At 75.2% G+C, this 21,651-nt stretch carries 28 protein-coding genes; 11 read left to right on the forward strand and 17 right to left on the reverse strand.

All coding sequences use genetic code 11. From position 1 onward, the window contains the following. Positions 1 to 13: 13 nt before the first annotated feature. From HLV61_RS04960 to HLV61_RS04980, 5 genes are all read right to left on the reverse strand, one after another. Positions 14 to 1,429 (reverse strand): ethanolamine ammonia-lyase subunit EutB, encoded by a 1,416-nt coding sequence (locus tag HLV61_RS04960; protein ID WP_369253275.1) that lies wholly within the window; start codon positions 1,427 to 1,429, stop codon positions 14 to 16. Continuing rightward, a complete protein-coding gene (locus HLV61_RS04965; protein WP_369253276.1) occupies positions 1,426 to 3,759 on the reverse strand; it encodes a penicillin acylase family protein in 2,334 nt (777 codons plus the stop codon). The genes HLV61_RS04960 and HLV61_RS04965 overlap by 4 nt, the downstream gene beginning before the upstream one ends. A gap of 41 nt (positions 3,760 to 3,800) precedes the next feature. After that, entirely contained in the window at positions 3,801 to 5,270 is a 1,470-nt protein-coding gene (eat, locus tag HLV61_RS04970) for an ethanolamine permease (protein ID WP_369253277.1), read from the reverse strand. Between the two features lie 110 nt (positions 5,271 to 5,380). Next, positions 5,381 to 6,262 (reverse strand): SDR family NAD(P)-dependent oxidoreductase, encoded by an 882-nt coding sequence (locus HLV61_RS04975; RefSeq protein WP_369253278.1) that lies wholly within the window; start codon positions 6,260 to 6,262, stop codon positions 5,381 to 5,383. Positions 6,263 to 6,300: 38 nt separating this feature from the next. Next, the gene (locus HLV61_RS04980; protein ID WP_369253279.1) at positions 6,301 to 6,696 is read right to left on the reverse strand and encodes a hypothetical protein; all 396 of its coding nucleotides are present in this window, start codon (positions 6,694 to 6,696) and stop codon (positions 6,301 to 6,303) included. A gap of 85 nt (positions 6,697 to 6,781) precedes the next feature. Between HLV61_RS04980 and HLV61_RS04985 the strand changes: the two genes are divergently transcribed. From HLV61_RS04985 to HLV61_RS05000, 4 genes are all read left to right on the forward strand, one after another. Then, entirely contained in the window at positions 6,782 to 7,402 is a 621-nt protein-coding gene (locus HLV61_RS04985) for a hypothetical protein (protein WP_369253280.1), read from the forward strand. A gap of 65 nt (positions 7,403 to 7,467) precedes the next feature. Then, positions 7,468 to 7,737 carry a DUF2277 domain-containing protein gene (locus tag HLV61_RS04990; RefSeq protein ID WP_369253281.1) on the forward strand — a complete coding sequence of 90 codons (270 nt, stop codon included), beginning with the start codon at positions 7,468 to 7,470 and terminating at the stop codon, positions 7,735 to 7,737. 101 nt (positions 7,738 to 7,838) lie between these two features. Further along, entirely contained in the window at positions 7,839 to 8,384 is a 546-nt protein-coding gene (locus HLV61_RS04995; RefSeq protein ID WP_369253282.1) for a hypothetical protein, read from the forward strand. Positions 8,385 to 8,435: 51 nt separating this feature from the next. Further along, positions 8,436 to 8,942 (forward strand): PGPGW domain-containing protein, encoded by a 507-nt coding sequence (locus HLV61_RS05000; protein WP_369253283.1) that lies wholly within the window; start codon positions 8,436 to 8,438, stop codon positions 8,940 to 8,942. 115 nt (positions 8,943 to 9,057) lie between these two features. Here HLV61_RS05000 and map read toward each other — a convergent pair whose 3' ends face one another. After that, entirely contained in the window at positions 9,058 to 9,840 is a 783-nt protein-coding gene (gene map, locus HLV61_RS05005) for a type I methionyl aminopeptidase (RefSeq protein WP_369253284.1), read from the reverse strand. Between the two features lie 82 nt (positions 9,841 to 9,922). On the opposite strand from map, the gene HLV61_RS05010 reads away from it, so the two are divergent. After that, positions 9,923 to 10,180 carry a hypothetical protein gene (locus tag HLV61_RS05010; RefSeq protein WP_369253285.1) on the forward strand — a complete coding sequence of 86 codons (258 nt, stop codon included), beginning with the start codon at positions 9,923 to 9,925 and terminating at the stop codon, positions 10,178 to 10,180. A gap of 7 nt (positions 10,181 to 10,187) precedes the next feature. Here the strand turns inward: HLV61_RS05010 and HLV61_RS05015 are convergent, their stop codons facing one another. Beyond that, a complete protein-coding gene (locus HLV61_RS05015; protein ID WP_369253286.1) occupies positions 10,188 to 10,433 on the reverse strand; it encodes a hypothetical protein in 246 nt (81 codons plus the stop codon). A 129-nt stretch (positions 10,434 to 10,562) separates the two neighbouring features. Between HLV61_RS05015 and HLV61_RS05020 the strand changes: the two genes are divergently transcribed. Further along, positions 10,563 to 11,129, forward strand: coding sequence for a DUF6328 family protein (locus tag HLV61_RS05020; protein ID WP_369253287.1), 567 nt, complete (start codon positions 10,563 to 10,565; stop codon positions 11,127 to 11,129). A 16-nt stretch (positions 11,130 to 11,145) separates the two neighbouring features. On the opposite strand, the gene HLV61_RS05025 is transcribed toward HLV61_RS05020, so the two are convergent. Together HLV61_RS05025 and HLV61_RS05030 are read right to left on the reverse strand one after the other, a co-directional pair. Then, on the reverse strand, positions 11,146 to 12,639 hold the full coding sequence (locus tag HLV61_RS05025) for an HNH endonuclease signature motif containing protein (RefSeq protein ID WP_369253288.1): 1,494 nt from the start codon (positions 12,637 to 12,639) through the stop codon (positions 11,146 to 11,148). Between the two features lie 146 nt (positions 12,640 to 12,785). After that, complete coding sequence (locus HLV61_RS05030; RefSeq protein WP_369253289.1) at positions 12,786 to 13,208, reverse strand: very short patch repair endonuclease; 423 nt, start codon at positions 13,206 to 13,208, stop codon at positions 12,786 to 12,788. 120 nt (positions 13,209 to 13,328) lie between these two features. Here HLV61_RS05030 and HLV61_RS05035 point away from each other — a divergent pair, with 120 nt between their 5' ends. Genes HLV61_RS05035 through HLV61_RS05045 form a run of 3 tightly spaced genes read left to right on the forward strand, consistent with a single transcriptional unit; the run spans position 13,329 to position 15,677 of the window. Next, entirely contained in the window at positions 13,329 to 14,360 is a 1,032-nt protein-coding gene (locus HLV61_RS05035; protein WP_369253290.1) for an ATP-binding cassette domain-containing protein, read from the forward strand. Then, complete coding sequence (locus tag HLV61_RS05040; RefSeq protein ID WP_369253291.1) at positions 14,357 to 15,211, forward strand: ABC transporter permease; 855 nt, start codon at positions 14,357 to 14,359, stop codon at positions 15,209 to 15,211. Before HLV61_RS05035 ends, HLV61_RS05040 begins: the two co-directional genes overlap by 4 nt. 19 nt (positions 15,212 to 15,230) lie before the next feature. Further along, on the forward strand, positions 15,231 to 15,677 hold the full coding sequence (locus HLV61_RS05045; RefSeq protein WP_369253292.1) for a GNAT family N-acetyltransferase: 447 nt from the start codon (positions 15,231 to 15,233) through the stop codon (positions 15,675 to 15,677). Between the two features lie 19 nt (positions 15,678 to 15,696). Here HLV61_RS05045 and HLV61_RS05050 read toward each other — a convergent pair whose 3' ends face one another. Then, positions 15,697 to 16,248 carry a DM13 domain-containing protein gene (locus HLV61_RS05050; protein WP_369253293.1) on the reverse strand — a complete coding sequence of 184 codons (552 nt, stop codon included), beginning with the start codon at positions 16,246 to 16,248 and terminating at the stop codon, positions 15,697 to 15,699. Positions 16,249 to 16,329: 81 nt separating this feature from the next. On the opposite strand from HLV61_RS05050, the gene HLV61_RS05055 reads away from it, so the two are divergent. Further along, the gene (locus HLV61_RS05055; RefSeq protein ID WP_369253294.1) at positions 16,330 to 16,713 is read left to right on the forward strand and encodes a PaaI family thioesterase; all 384 of its coding nucleotides are present in this window, start codon (positions 16,330 to 16,332) and stop codon (positions 16,711 to 16,713) included. Between the two features lie 64 nt (positions 16,714 to 16,777). On the opposite strand, the gene HLV61_RS05060 is transcribed toward HLV61_RS05055, so the two are convergent. Both HLV61_RS05060 and HLV61_RS05065 read right to left on the reverse strand, forming a co-directional pair. Next, the gene (locus HLV61_RS05060) at positions 16,778 to 17,338 is read right to left on the reverse strand and encodes an LppU/SCO3897 family protein (RefSeq protein WP_369253295.1); all 561 of its coding nucleotides are present in this window, start codon (positions 17,336 to 17,338) and stop codon (positions 16,778 to 16,780) included. A 114-nt stretch (positions 17,339 to 17,452) separates the two neighbouring features. Beyond that, a complete protein-coding gene (locus HLV61_RS05065) occupies positions 17,453 to 17,704 on the reverse strand; it encodes a hypothetical protein (protein WP_369253296.1) in 252 nt (83 codons plus the stop codon). A gap of 147 nt (positions 17,705 to 17,851) precedes the next feature. Here HLV61_RS05065 and HLV61_RS05070 point away from each other — a divergent pair, with 147 nt between their 5' ends. Beyond that, positions 17,852 to 18,133 (forward strand): DUF427 domain-containing protein, encoded by a 282-nt coding sequence (locus HLV61_RS05070; RefSeq protein WP_369253297.1) that lies wholly within the window; start codon positions 17,852 to 17,854, stop codon positions 18,131 to 18,133. 49 nt (positions 18,134 to 18,182) lie between these two features. On the opposite strand, the gene HLV61_RS05075 is transcribed toward HLV61_RS05070, so the two are convergent. From HLV61_RS05075 to HLV61_RS05095, 5 genes are all read right to left on the reverse strand, one after another. Next, positions 18,183 to 18,608, reverse strand: a complete 426-nt coding sequence (locus HLV61_RS05075; RefSeq protein ID WP_369253298.1) for a hypothetical protein — start codon at positions 18,606 to 18,608, stop codon at positions 18,183 to 18,185. A 115-nt stretch (positions 18,609 to 18,723) separates the two neighbouring features. Then, on the reverse strand, positions 18,724 to 19,701 hold the full coding sequence (locus HLV61_RS05080; RefSeq protein WP_369253299.1) for a ferritin-like domain-containing protein: 978 nt from the start codon (positions 19,699 to 19,701) through the stop codon (positions 18,724 to 18,726). 152 nt (positions 19,702 to 19,853) lie between these two features. Continuing rightward, positions 19,854 to 19,997, reverse strand: a complete 144-nt coding sequence (locus HLV61_RS05085) for a hypothetical protein (protein ID WP_369253300.1) — start codon at positions 19,995 to 19,997, stop codon at positions 19,854 to 19,856. A 521-nt stretch (positions 19,998 to 20,518) separates the two neighbouring features. Beyond that, positions 20,519 to 20,977, reverse strand: a complete 459-nt coding sequence (locus tag HLV61_RS05090; RefSeq protein ID WP_369253301.1) for an NUDIX domain-containing protein — start codon at positions 20,975 to 20,977, stop codon at positions 20,519 to 20,521. Between the two features lie 12 nt (positions 20,978 to 20,989). Then, complete coding sequence (locus tag HLV61_RS05095; RefSeq protein WP_369253302.1) at positions 20,990 to 21,499, reverse strand: hypothetical protein; 510 nt, start codon at positions 21,497 to 21,499, stop codon at positions 20,990 to 20,992. Positions 21,500 to 21,651: the final 152 nt, after the last annotated feature.

A 21,651-nucleotide genomic window follows, 5' to 3' on the forward strand; every position in this document is an offset into this window, starting at 1 on the left:
TCGTCCGGGGCGGTCACGACCGGGCCGCCGCGAGCAGGGCCCGGGCGGCCGGCGCGTCGGGGGCGAGCTCGCGCACCCGGCCGTCGTCGCCGAGCAGGTCCATCCGGGCCAGCCACGCCTCGAACTCCGGCGCCGGCCGCAGGCCGAGCACCGAGCGGGTGGTGAGGACGTCGGAGAACGACAGCGACTGGTAGTGCAGCATCACGTCGTCCGAGCCCGGGACGGCGATGACGAACGAGCACCCGGCCGCGCCGAGCAGCAGCATCAGCGAGTCGGTGTCGTCGCCGTCGACCTCGGCGTGGTTCGTGTAGCAGACGTCCACGCCCATGGGCAGGCCGAGCAGCTTGCCGCAGAAGTGGTCCTCGAGCCCGGCGCGCAGCACCTGCTTGCCGTCGTAGAGGTACTCGGGGCCGATGAAACCGACGACGGTGTTGACCAGCAGCGGCCGGAACTGCCGGGCCACCCCGTAGGCGCGCGCCTCGAGCGTCTGCTGGTCCACCGGCCGGCCACCGACGCCGAGGTGCGCGCCGGCCGACAGCGCCGACCCCTGCCCGGTCTCGAAGTACGTGACGTCCTCCCCCACGGTGCCGCGGCCCAGCGCCAGGGCCCCCGCGCGGGCCTCGGCGAGCAGGTCGAGGGTGACGCCGAAGCCGCGGTTGGCCTCCTGGGTGCCGGCCACCGACTGGAAGACCAGGTCCACCGGGGCGCCCTGCTCCATGGCGCGCAGGGTCGTGGTCACGTGGGCCAGCACGCACGACTGCGTCGGGATCCCGTACCGGCCGATGACGGCGTCGACGAGTTCCAGCAGCGCGACCGTGCGGGCCGGTGAGTCGGTGGCCGGGTTGATGCCGATGACGGCGTCGCCGGACCCGTGCAGCAGGCCGTCGAGGATCGAGGCGGTGACGCCGACCGGGTCGTCGGTGGGGTGGTTGGGCTGCAGCCGGGAGGCCAGCGTGCCGGGCAGCCCGATCGTGCTCCGCAACCCGGTGACCACCCGCGTCCGGCGGCCGACGGCGACCAGGTCGGCGTTGCGCATGAGCTTCGACGTCGCCGCGACCATCTCCGGCGTCAGCCCCGGCGCCAGCGCGCTGATCGACGCCTCGTCGCCGCCGGCCGCCCACGCGAGCAGCCGGTCGCGGAACTCCCCCACCGTCAGCCCGGCGACCGGCGCGAACGCCGCGGCGTCGTGGGTGTCGAGGACCAGCCGGGTGACGTCGTCCTCGTCGTAGCCGACGACCTGCTCGTCGAGGAAGGTGGCCAGCGGCAGGTCGGCCAGCAGGGTCTGCGCGGCGACCCGCTCGGCGGCGGACTCCGCGGCACAGCCGGCCAGGACGTCACCGGAGCGCAGCGGCGTCGCCCTCGCCATCAGCTCGACCAGGGTGGGGAACTCGTAGGTGTGCCCCCCGAGCGTCGTGCGGCGGACGGTCATGGTGCGTCCTCCCGTGGTGCGCGCAGACGGATCCGGGCACCGACGTGGGCCTCCACCGCCTCCCGGCTGTAGAGGAGCGGGAAGCCCCCGCCTGCCGCCCACGGCTCGAACAGGTCGTGGTGGTGCGGTGAGCGCGGGTCGCCGGACTGCCCGGGCGAGTTGACCACCCGGCTGCTGTCCCACTCCCCCACGTCCAGCACCATGCGGAAGGTCGAGCCCATCGTCTGCCGGAAGTCCGGACCGTAGCCGGTCATCCCGACCGTGTCACCGCTGCCGGCACGCGGCACCGGCCCCACCTCTCCCCACTCGACGGGCAGACCCTCGGCACCGACGAGGGCGGTGTTCACCAGCCGGGTGTGGTGCACCCGGCCCCACGACCATCCCGAACGGTCGGGGCCCAGCAGCCCCTCGATCTCCTCGAGTGCCCCGCGCAGGGTCCCGTCGACGCCCGCGGTGAGCCGGTCACCGTCGTCCCGGTACGCAGCGAGCATGCGCAGGTCGCCACGGAGGTCGGAGTCCATGGACTCGTCCCGCAGCACCGCCCGCCGCGCGGTCGCGCGGTCGTCGACGCCTTCCCGGTCGAGCAGCTCCTCGAGCAGCCACGGCCGCAGGTGCCGGCGCAGCCACACCTCGAACACCAGTGCCTCGAACGAGTCGACCGACTCCTCGCCGTCCCACGCGCGCAGCCGCTCGAGCACGTCGCGGTCACGCACCTCCCCACCGTCGACCGGCGCCAGGGCGGCGCAGACCCGCAGGGCGTGCACGCTGACCGCGTCCCACTGCATGCGCCAGCTGGCCTCGACGCTGACCGCGTCGTCGCGGGCCAGCCACTCCGCGAGCCGCTCGTAGCGCGCCGGGGAGTACCAGTCGTGGGTGATCGGCAGCCCCGGGTCGTGGTCGGCGGGGAGGTTCTCCTGGTTGGCGGTGGCGAACCAGCCGGCCTCGGGGTTACGGACGCCGGGCAGCTCCTCGGCCAGCGCGAAACCGTCCCACTCGTAGCGGCCGTCGCCCGGCACCGGGAGCGATCCGTCCCAGCCGACCCGCCGCGGCACGAGCGCACTCGCCTGCCAGCCGATGTCGCCGTCGACGGTGGCGTAGACCTGGTTGACCCCCGGCGCGCCCCAGCGCGACAGCGCCTCGACGAAGCCGTCCGCGTCGGCCGCCGTCTGGTACTCGAGGCTGGCAAGGTAGGGCGCCATCCCGGGCTGCAGCCACACCGCCCGCACCGCGACGGCGAAGCCACGCTCCGGGTCGGTGTGCACGACCGGCCCGTGCCGCGTGTACGGGAGCTCGACGTCGACCGGGTCGGAGCCGGCGACGGCGATGCGGTCGGTCTCACGGGTGAACGCCTCCCACCCGTCGCCGTAGCGGTACCGGCCCGGGTCCTCGGGGTCGAGCTCGTAGACGTAGAGGTCCTCGGAGTCGGCCGGCCAGATCGTCAGCCCGAACGCGACCGTGCCGTTGTGGCCGATGGAGATGCCCGGCAGTCCCGGCTCGCCCGCCCCGATGACGCTCGTGCCCGGGGCGTCCAGGTGGGCGAGGTAGCGCAACGAGGGCAGCCCGACCGCACGGTGCGGGTCGTTGGCCAGCAGCGGCCGGCCGGTCGCCGTCCGGGAGCCGGACACCACCCAGTTGTTGCTGCCGGCCAGTTCCCCGCGCCACTCCCCCGGCGCCGGCACGCCGCTGAGGTCCACCGGAGAGAACGCCAGGCGGTAGACCCGCAGCACCTCGTCGGCGAGCAGCGCGAGGTCGGTGCCGTCCGGGAGCAGGAGCGGTTCGGCGGGCTCCCGGGCGTGCCGGACCTCCTCCACCTCCGGGCCGGCGTCACGCAGGGTCAGCGCCCGGGCCAGCTCCTGCTCGACGTTGGAGAAGAGGCCGTGGGTGCGGAACCGGACGACGTCCACCGGGTCCCACTCCGCCGGGAGGTAGCCGTGCACGCCGAACTCCGGCGGCAGGTGCTCGGGGTGGGCGAGCACCCAGCGCACGTAGGCGTTCACCCCGCGGGTGAAGGCGGTGACCACTGCCCGCGTCGCGGTGCCGTAGGCCAGCCACTCGGCGCGCATGTCGCCGCGGTAGCGGAGCAGCCGGTTGGCCCGGTCCTGCTCGACGAAGGCCTCGCCGAGGACCTCGCTGAGCAGCCCGTTGCCCCGGCGCCGCCACAGGTCGATCTGCCAGAGCCGGTCACGGGCGGCGTTGAACCCCTGCGCGAGGTGGACGTCGTCGCGCGAGCCGGCGTAGACGTGCGGCACGCCCCAGACGTCGACGAGGATCTCGACGTCCGCGGTCAGACCCTCGACCTCGTACTCGGTGTCGAACTCCTGCTCGGCCACGGGCGCTCCTCTCCGACCTGCCCCGAGCATCGTGCGCCTGCTCAGCGGACGTCGTCCTCGGCGGCGGCCAGCAGCTCGAACTCCTCCTCCGGCGCGGAGGCCACCAGGTGGTGGCGGCTGTAGAGGGCGAACCAGGCCAGGAAGACGACGTACGCGGCCAGCGTCCACAGCGCGGCGGTCCGGTCGACGAGGAAGGTGGCCACGACCGCGGCGGCGGCGAGCACCAGGGCGACCCCGGTGGTCGCGGTCCCGCCCGGCGTCCGGTACGGGCGCGGCAGGTCCGGCTCGCGGCGGCGCAGCACGACGTGGCTGACCATCATCAGGACGTAGGACACCGTCGCCCCGAAGACGGCCATGTTGAGCAGCATCGCGCCCTGGCCGGTGAGCGAGAGGGCGAAGCCGATCGCGCCGGGCACGAGCAGCGCCAGCGCCGGCGCCTTGCGGGCGTTGGTCACCGACAGGGCGCGCGGCAGGTAGCCGGCGCGGGAGAGCGCGAAGGTCTGCCGCGAGTACGCGTAGATGATCGAGAAGAAGCTGGCCACCAGCCCGAACAGGCCGGCGTAGTTGACCACCCGGGTCAGGCCCTCGGAGGCACCGGCCCCGGCCAGCGCGTCCACGGGCGGGTTGCCCGACTCCGCGATGGCCGCCGACCCGGCCGCGCCGGGGGTGAACACGAGCATGAGGACGGCCAGGACGACGAGCACGCCCATGGCCGCGACGATCCCGCGCGGCATCGACCGGGCCGGGTCGCGGGCCTCCTCGGCGGCCAGCGGCACGCTCTCCACGGCGAGGAAGAACCAGATCGCGAAGGGGAACGCCGCCCAGACCCCGAGGAGCCCGTAGGGCAGGAAGGACGAGGCGCCGGCGGCGTCGGTGGGCGCGATGTCGAGCAGGTTGCCGGCGTCGAACTCCGGGATGGCGCCGACGAGGAAGACCACGAGCCCGGCGAGGGCGACGACGGTGACGGCGAACATCGCCTTGAGCGCCTCGCCGACCCCCATCAGGTGGATGCCGATGAACAGCGCGTAGACCGCGAGGTAGACCCACCAGCCGTCGGTGATGCCGAACAGCCCGAGGGACTCCACGTAGGCGCCGATGAACGTGGCGATGGCGGCCGGCGCGATGGCGTACTCGATGAGCACCGCGACGCCGGTGGCGTAACCGCCCCACGGGCCCAGCGCGCGCCGGGCGAAGGTGTAGCCGCCGCCCGCGGTCGGCAGCGCGGAGCCGAGCTCGGCGAGTCCGAAGACCATCGCGGTGTACATGACCGCCATGAGCACGGTGGCGATCAGCAGGCCGCCGAAGCCACCCTCGGCCAGGCCGAAGTTCCACCCGGCGTAGTCACCGGAGATGACCGCCGAGACGCCGAGGCCGGCCAGCAGCAGCCAGCCGGCCGTCCCGGTCCGCAGCCGGCGCTTCTCGAGGTAGCCGGCCTCCACCCGTTCGGCCTCCACCCCCTGCCGTGTCGGCCCGGATCGGGCGGTGCGATCGGCGGTGGGATCGGCGGTCATGCGGGCTCCCGCGGTCGGCCCGCCGACGGCGGGGAGGGCCAGCCTGGTCCCGCGTCGCGTACCTGGTCAACGGCCCGCGCCCGAGGCAACGGGCCGTTCACACCGCCGACTCAGGGGATGCCGTGCCAGCGGCCCTCCTCGGCGTTGCCGGCCGGCCGCGACTCGAAGACGTTGCCCTCGGTCGGCGGCGTCTTCTGGTCGTCGGCGAGGGCGAACACCCGCAGCAGCGGCCCGACCAGGGCGTCGTAGACGGCGGGGAACAGCCGGAAGCCGAGGATGACGACGGGGTTGGCGAAGCCGGACTGGACGAGCCGCCGCGGCTTGTCCAGGCGCGCCACGACCGAGCGGGCGACCCGCTCCGGCGCGTAGATCGGGATCGGCGGGCGGCCCTTGAGCCCGATGTAGCTGCCGGCCTGCGAGTAGATCGGGGTGTTCACGCCGCCCGGCGCCACGGCCGACACGTGGATGCCCGGGACGTCGCGCGTCTCCTGCTGCAGCACGCGGATCATGCCGAGCTGGCCCCACTTCGCGGCGATGTAGCTGCCCATCAGCGGCGTGGCCACCGACGCCAGCAGCGAGCTCACGATCACCAGGTGGCCCTCGCCCTGGCGGCGGAACTGCGGCAGGACGACGCGGGCGAGGTTGGCGGTGCCGTGCAGCGCGGTGTCGACCACCCGCTCGAACACCTCCCTGGGCACGTCCTCCATGCGCCCGTAGGCGATGACCTGCGCGGAGTGGACGACGACGTCGAGGCTGCCGAAGCGCGTGACGGTCCCCTCGACGGCGGTGCGCAGTGCGTCCTCGTCGAGCACGTCGGCCGGGCAGACGACGACGTCGGCCGCGCCCTCCGCCCGGACCTCGGCCGCGGTCGCCTCCAGCGCCTCGCGGCCGCGCGCGAGCAGGACGAGCGCCGCTCCCCGCTGGGCGAAGAGGCGGGCGGTGGCGCGGCCGATGCCGCTGGAGGCACCGGTGATGAGCACGGTCTGCGGCATGCGGGGAGGTCTCCTCGATCTCGGGGGTCGCTCCCCGGCTACCCCGGTCGGTTGCCCGCCATGCGATCGAGGACGCCGAGCAGCCAGCCGGGCCCGCGCACGCCGGTCCCCGCGGGCAGCCGGGCGCGCAGGCCCCGGTCGGCGGTCACCGCGAGCACAGCCCGGCCGGCGGCGACGAGGTCGGCGGCCTCCGCGGCCAGCGCGTCGTCGCCGGTGCCGGCGGCGCGCACCAGCCGGACGCCGTCGGGGGCCGGCACCTCGCGCGCCGCCCCCTCGACCACGACCACCACCTCGTCGACGTCGGGCAGCTCCTCGCCCCGGAGCCCTCCGGCCAGGCGGTGCAGCAGCCGGCCGGTGGCGCCGGCGCGGTCCCGCCACCAGCCGTCCGGCCGCGCGCCCACGACGTTGGCGGCGTCGACGAGCAGGACCGTCATGCGTCCTCCTCCCGGGTGACCTCCCCCATGGTCGTGCGTCGGCGGGGTACCCGCCCGACCAGCACTCCGGCGACGAGGAGGTCCCATGGCGAGCAGTGGAAGCATCCGGCACGGCGACGACACGACCGTCACGACGGAGGGGTCGCACGCCACCCGCGGCCCCGGCCGCGACGCGGTCGCCGCCCAGCGCGACCGCTTCGGCGGGATCAAGTGGGGTGCGGCGTTCTTCGGGTGGCTGTCGGCCAACGGGCTCGCGGTCGTCCTGGTCGCGCTGGTCTCGGCGGCCGGGATCGGGCTCGGCCTGGCCCAGGGCGTCGACACCGTCGACGAGGCCGCCGACCAGGCCGCCGGCATCGGGCTCGGCGGCGCGGTCGCGGTCCTCGTCGTGCTGTTCCTCGCCTACCTCGCCGGCGGCTACGTGGCCGGCCGGATGGCGCGCTTCGACGGCATCCGGCAGGGGCTGGCCGTGTGGCTGGTCGGGCTGCTCGTCGTCGTCCTGCTGGCCGCCGCCGGCATCGTGCTCGGTGCGCAGTACAACGTCCTGCGGCAGCTGGACCTGCCGCGCATCCCGGTCGACGAGGGCACCGCGACCACCGCCGGGCTCATCACGCTGGGCGCGATCCTGGTGGCCACGCTGGTCGGCGCCCTGCTCGGCGGGAAGCTCGGCACGCGCTACCACCGCAGGGTCGACCGCGCCGGCTTCTGACCGCACGGTGGGGCCCCGTCGCGGACGGGGCCCCACCGTCGGTCCGCGGTCCTACGCTGCCGCGCATGTGCCGCAACATCCGCCCGTTGTCGAACTTCGAGCCGCCGGCGACCCAGGACGAGGTCCAGGCCGCGGCGCTGCAGTACGTCCGCAAGATCAGCGGGACGACACACCCGTCCCGGGCCAACGCCGAGACCTTCGACCGCGCCGTCGCCGAGGTCGCCGCCGCCTCCGCCCGCCTGCTCGACGCCCTGGTCACCACGGCGCCGCCGAAGGACCGCGCGGTCGAGGCGGACAAGGCCCGGGCCCGGGCAGCGGTGCGCTACGCCCGCTGACCGGGGCCCGTTGCGCGCGATCCACTAGTCGCCACCGGGCATGGCCACGGGTTGAGCGGGTAGGTGCCGGGCTCCCGTCCACTTCCTCCAGGAGAGTCCCGATGGCCCGCAACACCGTGTCCCGCTCCCTGCACGACCTCGGCCTGTCCGCCTGGTTCGGCGGCACGCTCGCCAACGCCGTCGCCCTGAACCCCGCCGCCGGCGAGGCCGGCAAGGACACCGGCAAGGTCGCCAACGTCGGCTGGAACCGGTGGACGCCGGTCAACGCCGTGGCGATCGGCGCCCACCTCGTGGGCAGCGTCGGCCAGCTCATCGGCAACCGCGGCCGCATCGGCCAGCAGGAGGGCGTGGCGGGCATGTCCGCGCTCAAGACGCTGCTCACCGCCGCCGCGCTCGGCGTCACCGCCTACAGCCGCTCGCTCGGCCAGGTCGTGAACGGCACCGGCAGCGGTGCCGCCAACCCGTCGTCGCGGTCGGGCACCAAGCCCACCAAGCGCACCAAGGCCGAGATCGCCGCCGCGCAGGAGCAGCTCGACTCGCTGCAGTGGGTCATCCCGGCCCTCACCGGCGCGCTCGTCGTCGTCAGCTCGTACGCCGGTGAGCAGCAGCGCGCCAGCGAGGTCATCAAGGGCGTCGCCCGCCGCTGACCGTCCCGGGCCACCGGCCCGCCGTCCGTTCCGAACTCCAGGGGGAGATCCGTGGCCCGCACCGAGGCCCGCACCACCACGTTCACCGGCAACACGGTGAGCGACCAGCACCCCGGCACGACCGGCGGGGGCCGCGGCGCCACCCGCTGCGCCCACTGCACCGACGGCCTCGGCAAGCCACGGCCGGTGGCGCCCGGGTCGTGGCGCGACCGCGTCCGGCAGAACCCGCCACTGCACGTGGCGTACCGGATCGGCGTCTTCGTCGTCGGCCTGCTGTTCGTGATGCTGGGCGTCGCCCTCACGGTGCTCCCCGGACCGCTCACCATCCCGCCGGTCCTCGTGGGTCTGTGGGTGTGGTCCACGGAGTTCGACTGGGCGCGACGGCTGTTCGCCTCCTTCCGCCGCAAGGCGGTCTCCGCGTGGCGGCACGCCAAGCAGCACCCGGCCAGCTCGCTGGCCGTCACCGTGGGCGGGCTCGCGGCCGCGGGGGTGGCGTTCTGGGCGGTCGGCCACTTCGACCTCGTCGACCGGGCGACCACCGCGCTGGGTCTCGGCTGACCCACGGCTGATCCGCACCGCGCCGGCCGCCGTCCGCACCCGCGGACGGCGGCCGGCGCGCGTCCGGGCCCCCGGTGGAGAAGACAGGACCCGGAGCGGCGGCTCGGGCCGCGGCTCAGGCGGTGGTGAGGACGACCGGGCCGTCGTCGGTGACCGCCACGGTGTGCTCCACGTGCGCGGCGCGGCGTCCGTCGGCGGTGACCACCGCCCAGCCGTCCTTCTTGTGCCGGTAGCGCTCGCCGCCGGCCAGCAGCATCGGCTCGATGGCGAGGGTGCTGCCGGCGTGCAGGCGCACGCGGTCCAACCCGGCGAGCGGCTGGTTGGGCACGAACGGCGGCTCGTGCATCGACCGGCCGATGCCGTGCCCGCCGTGGTCGGGCAGGTGCGCGTAGCCGTACCGGCGGGCGACGGCGTCGACCGCGCGGGCGACGTCGAGCAGGGTCGCGCCCGGCACCGCGGCGGCGATGCCCGCGGCGAGGGCCTCCTCGGTGGCCGTGACCAGTCGGGCGTCCGCGTCGGAGGTGCGCTCCCCCACCAGCACCGAGATCGCCGCGTCACCGTTCCACCCGTCGACGACCGCGCCGCAGTCGACGCTGAGCAGGTCGCCGTCCTTGAGCCGCTGGCCGCTCGGCCGGCCGTGCACGACGACCTCGTTGGGCGACAGGCACAGGACGCCGTTGTAGGCCGTCGGCGCCCACGACGGCTTGTAGCCGAGGAACGACGACGTCGCCCCGGCCTCGTACATCGTGGTCTTCGCGAGGTCGTCGAGCTCGCGCAGCTTCACGCCCGGCACCGCCGCCGCGCGGACCGCCGCCAGCGTCTGCGCCACCACGCGCCCGGCGGCGCGCATGGCGTCGAGCTCGTCGGCGGTCCGCTGCGGCAGCACGGTCAGGTCCACGCCCGCGACGGTACGAGACGCCCGGCGGGCCGCGACGCCGTGGACTGGCCGGGGACGGGCCGCCGGTGCCACGGTGACGCCCATGGACTTCCGCAGGATCAGGCCCGGGCAGTGGCAGCGAGCCGGCCGCATCGAGATCGCCGAGCCCGGCGGCCTCCCGACGGCGCGCGAGGTGTACGAGGACTGCCACGTGCTGTTCGTCGACGGCTGGTGCTACCTCGAGGGCGCCGACGGTGCCGTCGACGTCTATCCCGCGGCCCGGGTGCGCGCCGCCCACGACCTGCGCGAGGCCGTCCAGCCGGACGAGGGTCCCGCGTCGGCGCCCAGCCCGCTGATCTAGCCCGTCCTCATCCGCCGGGCTCGCGCCGGACGTCGGCGGGGTCCGGCGTGCGGAAGACGGTGTCCGGCCCGTCGGCACCGGCCAGGCCGTCGCTCCCGGGCGGGGACGCGTCGGTCTGCTCGGGCCGGTCGGGCTCCTCGCCGCCGACGCCGAAGCCCTCGGCCGGCGGCGGCGCCCCGGCACCGGGGTCGGCGGCGGCGATCTCGTCGTCCGGGTGGTGGCGGCCCGGCGTCATCGGCTCCCACATCGACATGACACGCCTCCTACCCGCCCACGGGTGAGCCGCGGGTGATCACCGGGTGGCCGCCGGGTATACGGCTCGGGAACGGCCGGGGTCGCGGGGCCCCGGGGGTGGCCGGGATCCGGAGGGAGCACCACGGACATGGCGACGACGGGCTCTGCCCAGCGGGCAGGACGGGGTGGACGACCGGATCCGGCGGTCCGGGACCGGAGCGCCGGGGAGGACCGGCGCGGCGCCGACGGCCGGGACGAGTCCCACGCCGAGCGGATCGACCGGGAGCTCATGGAACTGCTCAACGAACTACGGATCGCGCTGCCGGGCGTGCAGTTCCTCTTCGCGTTCCTGCTGGTGGTGCCGTTCCAGCAGGCGACGGAGCGGGCCACCGACTTCCAGCGAGACGTCTACTTCGTGACCCTCGTCGCCGCGGTCACCGCCACCGCCCTGCTGATCGCGCCGGCCGCCCAGCACCGCGCGCTGTTCCGGCAGCACGACAAGGAGGACCTGCTGCGGCGGAGCAACCGGCACGCCTTCCTGGGCCTGTGCGTACTCGCGATCGCGCTCGTCGCCGCCGTGGTGCTGGTGGTCGACGTCCTCTTCGCCCTCCCCCAGGCGCTGGTCACCGGCGGCGTCGTCGCGGCACTGCTCGGCTGGCTGTGGATCGGCAGCCCGATCCTGCAGCGTGCCCGCGGTTCCCGCACCCACGGCTGACGTCGCTCCGCGCGGGTCAGAACGGCGGGGGCTCCATCGACGGCTCGCGGAGGCCCGGTGGTCTCGTGACCCGGGTGGTGCCCGTGGGCGTGGTGACGGTGAGGACACCGTCGGGGTCCATCGCGAAGCGCCAGCCGCGGGCGTGGGTCTTCACGCGGTGGTGCCGGCGGCACAGACAGCACAGGTTGGTGCAGTCGGTGGCGCCCTCGGGATGGGGCAGGACGTGGTCGAGGTCGGCGTGCCCGGCCCGGACACTGCAGCCGGGCATGCGGCAGGTGCGGTCGCGGGTGGTGACGAACCGGTGCTGGGCACGGCGGGGCCGGTAGTCGTCGGTGACGACCGGCCGGTCCAGCACCGGGCACGCGCACCCGCCCGAGGGGTGGTCGGCGCAGCCGCGTCGCGCGAGGCGGCGGAGCTCTCTCATGGGCACCACCGCGCGCAGCCGACCGCTGACGGGGTCGGTCAGGGCGACGTCGAGGCTGCCGCCGGCAGGTGCCTGCAGCCCGCCGGGGCACAGGCCGTCGAGGCGTTCGAGGAGCTCGCGCAGGTGGGAGGCCGTGATCGGCTGACCATCGACCTCCGCCGGTTCGCCGCCGGGGCGGCCCTCGAGCGCGCTCAGAGGGGCATGCACGGTCAGGTGGGCGGTGACCGGCGGGCGGGAGTCGTCCCAGGGGCGCAGCACGAGGTCGGTGAGCACCTCGGCGCGGATCATCCCGATCGGACGAGGGTCGCCGGCCTCCTTGGCCATCCGGGCGGAGGCGTCCGCGGCGTCCCGCACGGCGACCGCCTGCTCGTGCGGCAGCAGGGTGACCAGCTCCGACATCCCGTCACCGACCGGGCGCACCCGCACGTCGGCGCCTCGGTGGGCGTTCCGGCGGCGGCGCTCGGCCGCCCCCTCGTCCAGCCGCACGAGCTCGCGGCGGACCGCGGTGCGCAGCGCCTGCACGCCGAGGTCCATCGCCCGCGGCAGCACCAGCGCCTCGACCGCCGCCACCACGGCCGCACGGTCGCCACGGCGCACCGGCTCGGACAGCTCCGCGGCGATCGCCCGTGCCCGCGGCCAGTCGATGCGCCCCTCGGCCAGCGCAGCCCAGGTGGCCTGCAGGTGCCGGGTCAGCAGCAGCGCCAGCTCGGCGCGGACGGAGGCCTCGGTCACCGAGCAGCGCAGCACCTGGGCGAGCTCGTCGACGAAGAACTCCCCGGTCCCGGCCAGACCGCCCTCCGACCACGACGCGGGCCGCTCACCGCCCCGCTCGGCCGCGGTGTCGAGGAAGTCGGCGCGGTCCCCCGCCAGCTCGGCGACCAGGGTCGACCGGTAGGCGGCCAGCATGGACTCCAACTGCTGTACGCGGCCCAGTTCGTGGACCTTCGTGGCCGTCGACCAGGTGCCGACCTGCAGCACGTCGGTCAGCCGGAACGCCCGGGTCCCGCGCTGCTCCGCCCACGGGCAGGGCTCGTCCGGCGACGGCACTTGCGCCACCGCCAGCTCCACCCCGTAGCCCTCGAACACACCTCGACCCTAGAGCCGGGGTACGACAGAAACGCCGCCCTGAGCAGCGCGGATGCCTCTTCGGTGTGGATGAACGCGACCGGCCAACGTCACCAGTCGACCGGGCCACCACGGTCCATCGATCCGACGCCGCTCCCCGGACCGCATCAGCGGCCTAGGGCGGCGCAGATGGTGTCGGCGACGTCGTCGGGGTCCTCGTGCTCCCAGAAGCGGAGCACCCGCCAGCCCAGCCCGGTGAGCACGGCGTCGGCCCGGCGGTCGCGCTCGGCGTTGGCCGCCAGCTTCGCCGCCCACCACGCGCGGTTCGCCTTCGGCAGGTGCCCGCATGTGGGGCAGCCGTGCCAGAAGCACCCGTCGACGAAGACGACCAGCCGGCGGCCCTTCCACACGAGGTCACCCCGTGCCCGGGTCTGGGAGCAGGGCCGCACGTCCACCCGGTAGCGGACGCCCCGTGCGTGCAGCCGCCGCCGCACCGCCATCTCGGGCCGGGTGTCGCGCCGGCCCTGCCGCCGGAAGCGCGCCGCCACGACCTCCGACGACGGCGCCGGCGCACGGCCCGGTCCCTGCACGGTCGGCACCGTACGGGCGGGGAACGACGTCGATGAGTCCCGATCCGCCGGCCGGTCAGTCCTGTCGGACCCGTGCGGCACCGTGCGGGCACCCGACTCGGGAGGCAGGGGGTGGGGCACGTGACGGCGTACGTCGGCGATGCGACACCGGCCGGTGGACTGACGCCCGGCGGCGACGGCGAGGTCCTGGCGATCGAGGCCGTGGGCCTGGTCAAGCGCTTCGGCGGCACGACGGCGGTGGCCGGCGTCGACCTGCAGATCCCGCGGGGCGGCGTGCACGGCTTCCTCGGCCCCAACGGCGCGGGCAAGACGACGACCATCCGGATGTTGGCCACCCTGCTGCCGCCCGACGGCGGGTCGGCGCGGGTCTTCGGCCACGACGTCGTCACCGACGCCGACGCCGTCCGCGGGCGGGTCAGCCTGACCGGCCAGTTCGCCTCCCTCGACGAGATGCTCAGCGGCGCGGAGAACCTGCTGCTGCTCGCCCGGCTGCTCGGCTACTCGCGCGCCGCCGCCCGCCAGCGCACCGACCAGCTGCTGGCCGCGTTCGGCCTCACCGAGGCGGCTGGCAAGCAGGTGAAGCACTACTCCGGCGGCATGCGGCGGCGCATCGACATCGCCGCCAGCATCGTCGTCCGGCCCGACCTGATCTTCCTCGACGAGCCCACCACCGGCCTGGACCCGCGCAGCCGCAACCAGGTGTGGGACGTCATCCGCGCGCTCGTCCGCGGCGGGACGACGGTCCTGCTCACCACGCAGTACCTGGACGAGGCCGACCAGCTCGCCGACCGCATCTCCGTCATCGACGCCGGCCGGGTGATCGCCGAGGGCACGCCGAGCCGGCTCAAGGCGTCGGTGGGGTCGGGCACGCTGCACGTGCGCGTGGCCGACCCCGACCACCGCGGCGCCGCCCGCGCGCTGCTCGAGCGGGTCCTCGCCGTCCCGGTGAGCGAGGACGGCGACCCGGCCGCCCTCAGCGCCGCGGTGCAGGACGGCGCGCCCGCGGCCCGGGCGCTCACCGCGCTGGAGACCGCCGGCATCCCGCTGGCCCAGTTCGCCCTCGGGCAGCCGAGCCTCGACGAGGTCTTCCTCGCCCTGACCGGCCGGCCCGCCGACAGCACCGGCACGTCCGCTCCGGAGGACCCTCGATGACCGCCACCTCGACCGCTCCCGCCACCACCGAGGCCGCCGCACCGGACACCGACGCGGTGCTGGCGGCCCTCGGGTCGGCCCAGCGCCCGACGCCGCAGGGCCCGCTCGCCGCGTCGGCGACGTTCGGCCGGCGGACGCTGCTGCGGATCAAGTACGTCCCCGAGCAGCTGTTCGACGTCACCGTCTTCCCGGTCATGCTCACGCTGATCTTCACGTACCTGTTCGGCGGCGCCCTGGCCGGCTCGGTCGACCGCTACCTGCAGTTCTTCCTGCCGGGCATCCTCGTGCAGAGCATCCTCATGATCACGATGTACACCGGGGTGGCGCTCAACACCGACATCGAGAAGGGCGTCTTCGACCGCATCCGCTCGCTGCCGGTGTGGCGGCCCAGCGCACTGGTCGGTGCCCTGCTCGGCGACGTCGTCCGGTTCACCCTCGCCTCGGCCGTGGTGCTCGGGCTCGGCCTGGTCCTGGGGTTCCGGCCGCAGGGCGGGCCGGCCGGCGTGCTCGCCGCGGTGGCGCTGCTGCTGGTCTTCGCCTTCGCGCTGGGCTGGATCTGGACCTACCTGGCGCTCGTGGTGCGCACGCCGAACGCGGTGATGGGCTGGAGCATGATGGTCATCACGCCGCTGACCTTCGGCAGCAACATCTACGTCGACCCCGCCACGATGCCCGGCTGGCTGCAGGCCGTCGTCGACGTCAACCCGGTCAGCCACCTGGTCAGCGCGGTGCGCGGGCTGGTGCACGGCGAGGTCGCCGGCTCCGACGTCGTCCTCGTGCTGGTCTGGGCGGCCGCGCTGGTCGCCGTCCTCGGCCCGCTGACGATGCACCGCTACCGCACGCGGAACTGACGTCGGCTACAACGGAGCCGTGCCCGCCGACCAGCCGACCCTGCGCACCGCCCGCTTCGCCGACCTGACCCCGTTCGAGGTGTACGCCCTGTGCCGGCTGCGCGTCGACGTCTTCGTGGTCGAGCAGCAGTGCCCCTATCCCGAGCTCGACGGCCGCGACTCCGAGCCGGCGACGCTGCACCTGTGGTTCGAGGAGGACGGCCGGGTCCTCGCCACCATCCGGGTCCTCGACGACGGCGAGACGCGGGCGATCGGCCGGGTGGCCACCGCCGTGCCCGCCCGCGGCCGCGGACTGGCCGCCCGGCTGATGGAGGAGGGCATCCGGCTGTGCGAGGGACGGCCCGTCACGCTGGGCGCGCAGGCGCACCTGCAGGGCTGGTACGAGCGCTTCGGCTTCCGGCTCAGCGGTCCCGGCTACGTCGAGGACGGCATCCCGCACGTGCCGATGCGCCGCGAGCCTGCCTGAGCGGGTCACGCCCTCGTCCTCAGGCTCTCACCGCCGGACCGAGGTCGGCGGCCCCGAAGGCGGCGTCGAAGCGGTCGCACCAGATGACGACGCTGGTGTACCCGGTGGCGTCGACGCCGGCCGGCACGACGTAGTTCTGGTCCCCGACGTTGCCCTTGAGCGGGCCGAGGTCGACGAATTCCTCGTCGAATGCCGCCTCCTCGCCCGTCGCCGTGTTCTGCGACAGGTAGACGTGGAGCGCCGGGCCGTTGGAGGTCGCGAAGCCCTCCAGCCGGACGACGACCTGACCGTCGGGCAGCCGGACCACGCGCGCGGCGCCGACGGTCTCGTGCTCGCGGGAGACGAAGGTGCCGGTGGCGAGGTCGACCGGTTCCCGCGGCGCCACGGTGACGACCGCTCCCCCGCCGTCGGCGGCCGGGGTCTCCTCCGCGGCGGCCGTCGGGAGGCTCTCGTCGACCCGGTCGTCGTAGAGGAGCTTCTGCGGCTGGAACCAGATCACCGTGACGGCGGCCAGCGCCACCACCACGACCGCCACCACCGGCCAGGCCCACGTCCTCCGCCGCCTCGTCACGGCGGCGGACCCTAGCTGCGGTCCCGCCGTCCGTGGGGCGTCCCGGGCGTGGGGAGGACGGGGGCGGGTACCGCCCGCCGCATGGCAGACGACGCGGCACCCGGCGGATTCGCCGAGGGGCTCGGGGTGACGGTGGAGGACACCGGCGACGGCGAGGCGACGCTGGGGTTCGAGGTCCGCGACGAGCACCTCAACCCCGCGGGGACCCTGCACGGCGGCGTGGTCGCCACCCTGGTCGACACCGTCATGGGACAGGCCGTGCGCACCACCACCGGCGACGGCGAGGTGCCCGCCACCAGCCAGCTCACCGTGACCTACCTGCGCCCGGGCAGGCCCGGCCGGCTCGAGGTGCGCGGGCGGGTGCGCACCCGCGGGGAGCACCTGACCATCTGCGAGGCCGACGTCGAGCAGGACGGCAAGGGCATCGCGCACGCCGTCGCGACCTTCGCCATCCTCGAGCGCTAGACCCTCCCCGGACGCGCGAGCGCCCCGCCGGCCGTGCCGACGGGGCGCTCGGGACGTGGAGGAGTCAGACGTCCTCGGCGCAGAAGACGGTGCCCTCGCCGCCGGTCTCCCCGTTCCACAGCACACGGGTGGCGGACGGGTGGTCGCCGCACGGCTGGTAGCTGGGTGCGAGGAACTCGCTCTCGGTCACCTTCTCGTCGACGACGCCGACGATGCGCGCCTGCGCCGCCGAGTCGTCGCAGTCGACGGTCTCGTACGAGCTGGCGCCCTCGGCCGTGATGCAGTCGCCGACCTCGGGGGCGCCGAAGTCGACGAGCCGGAACGCGGCGATCCCGCCGGCGACGGCGACCGCCGCCACGACACTGGCGATCTTGCGGCCCTTGCCGGGCTTGGCGGCCGGTGCCGGGGGCGGACCGCCGAAGGGACCGGGCTGGCCGGGCTGCGGCTGGCCGAAGCCGGGCTGACCGGGCTGCGGCGGACCGCCGGCCGGCGGCTGCCAGGCACCTGCCGGGGTGGCCCCCGACGGCGCGCTCCCCGGGTACAGGGCGCCCTGCGGCGGGAACGGCTGGCCGGGGTACGGGTCCCCGGCCGACGGCGGGGTGCCGGGCTGTCCCGGGTCGGTCATGTCGTGCTCCTCGGTGCTCCGACCGGCGCCAGGGCGGCATCCGGTCCGGCGAGCACCGTCACACACGACGTCCGTGCTGGTCAGGGGGATGCGCCGCGACCTCCCCCGCGCGGGTCAGGCCGCGAGCAGGGCCGGGCCGGGCTGCTCGACCACCACGGACACGGCCGGACCGGCGCCGCCGGCGTTGTCGTCGCCGCCCTCGTCGTCGTCCTCGGGGGCGCACTGGCTGACCAGCAGGATGATCGCGAAGACCAGGGCGATCAGGCCGGCGAAGGTGCCGAGGAGCACCGCGCGGCCACGCTTCGGCCGCACGTGCATCCCCCGCCGCGGGTCGTCGGGGTCGGGCGGTCGGGCTGCCTCGGACATGGCGGGGCTCCTCGGGTCGACGGGGTGGCGAGCGCGTCTTGCTCCCTCCGACACATGCCCAGCACTCCCGGCGGTACGCCTGTGGTGTGCATCCGGATCGCACACGACGGGGTGCCGTGCGGCGTCACGGGAGAGGACGATCGGGGCATGACCACAGCCACCTGGAACGGCACCGTCATCGCCGAGTCCGACGACATCGTCACCGTCGAGGGCAACGCCTACTTCCCGCGCGCGTCGGTGCGCGAGGACGTCCTGCGCCCGTCGTCGACGCACACCACCTGCCCCTGGAAGGGCGAGGCGTCCTACTTCTCGCTCGAGGTCGACGGGCGGACCAACCCCGACGCCGTCTGGTACTACCCGCAGCCGAAGGACGCGGCGAAGGAGATCACCGACCGGGTCGCCTTCTGGCGGGGCGTCGAGGTCCGCTGAACGGAGAGGGCCCGGCCGCCGCGGCGGCCGGGCCCGAGGGATCGGAGAGCTAGGCGCCGGGGCGGGCGCCGGCGAGCTCGCGGGCCGAGGCCGCCTCGTCGGGCGTGAGGACGGCCGTGCGCTCCTGCCGCTCGAGCGCGCGGTGGAAGGCGGCCCACGCCTCCTCCGGCGTCACGTCGAGCGCGGTGGCGATCTGCTCCCAGCTCGCTCCACCGCGCAGGGCGGCGCGGAAGCCGACCAGCTGGCTGTCGTGGGCCTTGCGGGCGATGACCTCGCCGAGTGCGAGGAGCTCCAGGGACTCGGGCACGTCGAGGGAGGTGCCACCGTCCAGCAGCGAGCTCCAGTCGTCGTCGTTGCGGTCGGCGACGGTGTTGAGGGTCGTCGCCCCGGAGTCCCGCCGGCTCAGGAAGTCCAGGCGGGTGGCGGCGGTCTGGAGGGAGAACTCCTGCTCCAGGGCCTCGGGGGTGATCTGCATGTCTCCACCTTCCCCGAGGTCACGGACGGTGGCGACCGGTTGCGACGGGGATCTCCCCGGCACGCGGAAGGCCCGCACCCCGTGGGGGTGCGGGCCTTCCGGAGAGTGGTGGACGTCAGCTGTCGACGCCCACGGCCTCCTTGGCCACCTCGGCGAGGGCGACCTGAGCGGCGCTGATGACGCTCGCCCGGTTCTTGTGGGTCTCCTCGTAGCGGATGATCACGCGGATGTCGTGCGGCTTGCGCAGGGCCTTGGCGGCCTTGGCGGCGTCCGCCGTCGACAGCGAGTCGAAGCCCTTGATCGGCAGCTCGTCGGCGGAGACGTCGCCGAGCTCCTCGCGGGCGGCCTTCGCCGTGTCGGCGGCCTCACGGTTGCCCTCGCGGCGGGCGATGCGCTCCGCCCGGCGCAGGGCGGCGCTGCGGCCGACGGTGAGGGTCTCCCGGACGGCGTCGGTGAGGGTGCTGGCGCGGTCGGCGACCTGGCCGAACTCCTCGCCGACCCGCTGGCGACGCTGCTGGGCGGTGTCCAGCGCCTCGTTCACCCGGTTGGCGACGAAGCGGTACGGGGCGTTGGCGGCACGCGCGGCGACGCCGGCGACCGTCTGGAACGGGGTGGGCTGCAGCGCGGCGGGGCCGCCCAGCGCCTCCTCGGCCAGGACGACGGTCAGCCACTCGACGGTGGCCTCGTGCGCACGGATGAGGCCCTCGGCGAGGCGCTCGACCTTGGTGATCCCGGCCCGCTGGCCCAGGACCTTCAGGTAGGTGGCGCGGTCGAGCAGCTGGTGCCCGAGCGTGAGGTCCTGCAGCAGGGCCTCCTCGAGCGGCTCGGCCTGCTCGAAGGTGGCCTTGAGGACGGCGGCGAGCCGGCCGACGGCCGGGGTCACGACGTCGGGCACGCCACCGAGCTCGCGGAGCTCGGCGGTGATGAGGCGCGTGCGCTCCATGGCGTTGTCGGCGTTCTGCGTCAGCTCGCGGCGGACGGCGTCGGTCCGGGCCTGGGAGACGCGGGTGCGGGCGACCTGCTCCTCGGTCTGGGTGAGCAGCACGAGCGCGCGGAGCTGGTTGACGATCTTGGCGTGGGTGGTGTCGGTCACGGTGGGGACTCCAGAGATCGGGGATGACCTGTCGACTCGTGAGTGCCCCGCATGCCGCGTCTGCTAACTCCTGCAAGCGCTTTGCTAGCGGTGAGGTCGGTCACGCCGTGTCGCCCCGTCGACTCCTCGACGGGCCGACACGGCGACCGGCCTCAGCCCCGCGGCACCGCCGGGGGCACCGGCGGCCGGCGCCGGGTCTCCAGCCGCAGCACCGGCTGGGTCAGCTGCGCCAGCGCGGCACAGCGGGCGCAGACCGGGCCCGGGTGGGTCTGGGCGGCGCAGGTCTCACACGGCACGCGGGATCTCCTCGCTCGGGAGTCCGGGGGGACTCGGGAGGCAGACCCTGTCACCCACCCGCGACGTCGCCGCCGCGGATGGGACGGGTGTGACGTCTCGTCAGCGATCCGTCATCTGCGCGGGCCCGGCCGACCACCGCGGACGGCGGCGCACCACCGTCGTCGCCACGGGACGGGACGTGGGGGTGCAGGCACAGGGCTGGCCGGAACAGCGGTGCGGAGTGCTCACGGGGACCTCCCGAGGTCGGTGGCCGCCGAGGGTGACAGCACCGGCGGCGCGGCGCGAGACCCGGCGCACCCGTGCGACGGGACGTCACCCGATCGACCCACCGCGTTCCCCCGATCGCCGCGAGGACGGGCGGGAGGACCTCGGCCGGCGGCGTCCTCTACGCCGCCGAGTGGTCACCTGCTGGGGTCGCCGAACACCTGGGAGTCGACGGCCGACCAATCGGCGCCGGACGTCGACTCGTCGTCGTCGTCTCGAATCCTGGGACGACAGCAGGTCGACAGCGGGCGATCGGTCAGGCGCCGAGGAGGGCGACCAGGCGGTCGAGGAACGGGACCTGGCCCTTCACGAGCTTGACCCGTGCTTCCTCGAGGCCGAGCCAGGCGGTCCGGTCGATCTCGGGGAACTCCTGCACCCGCCCCGACCGCGGCGGCCACTCGAGGGAGAAGGTGTTGCTCACGGTGGCGGCCGCGTCGAGGTCGCCCTCCGCGGCCCACAGGGTGAGCACCTTGCCGCTCGCGCGCAGCTCGCCCAGGGGCACGAGCGACGTCGCCGGCACGGGGCTGCCGAGCTCCTCCTCGAACTCCCGGTGCGCGACCGCGAGCGGGTCCTCGCCGTCGCCGTACTCGCCCTTCGGCACCGACCAGGCGCCGTCGTCCTTCCTCGCCCAGAACGGCCCGCCCATGTGCCCGAGCAGCACCTGCAGGCCGGGTGCGCGCCGGTAGAGCAACACGCCCGCGCTCCGCCTCGGCACCGGGTCAGCCTGTCACGGGCAGTGCCGCTCCCCGTCGCCGTGCCCGCGGCCGTGTCCGCGGCCGGGACGCTCGTCGCACGCCGGACCGGGCTCCGGCGCCGGCGGGGACGGCACCGCTGCCGGCGGAGACGACGGCGCCGCCGGCGGGACGGCGACCGGCACCTCGGCCACCGGCTCGGGCGCGACGGTCGCCGGGACCGGCTCCGGGGACGGCTGGGGGGACGGCAGGGACGGCCGCGGGGACGGAGAGGGGTCCGGGGACGCCGGCCGTGCCACCGGGTCGGTCGTCCCCACCGCGGGCGGCATGGCCGGCGCGGCACCGCCTCCGGGAACCCGGACCGCGGGCGCGACCAGCACCGCGAGACCGCCGACGGCGAGCAGCAGCACGAGCGCTCCCAGGACCCACAGCCGGCGGCGGGCCCCCGCCCGCGCGGCCCGGTGCCGCGACCGGACGGGCAGCCGCTCGGTGTCGAGCCCGTCGGCCGGGAGCCCGTCGGGAAGCGGCTCGGGAGCGGTGCGCATCGGGGCGAACGTACGCACGCGGAGGGCCCCGTCCCGGCCAGCGACCCGCCCCCGCGGACCCGCCCGGCAACGTCTCGGCGCTCCCGTCACACCCGCCCCAGACGCTCCACCGGGATGACCGGACCGGTCCGTCCGGACCGGTAGACAGGGCG

Source organism: Geodermatophilus amargosae (assembly GCF_041028265.1).
Classification (GTDB): Bacteria; Actinomycetota; Actinomycetes; order Mycobacteriales; family Geodermatophilaceae; genus Geodermatophilus; species Geodermatophilus amargosae_A.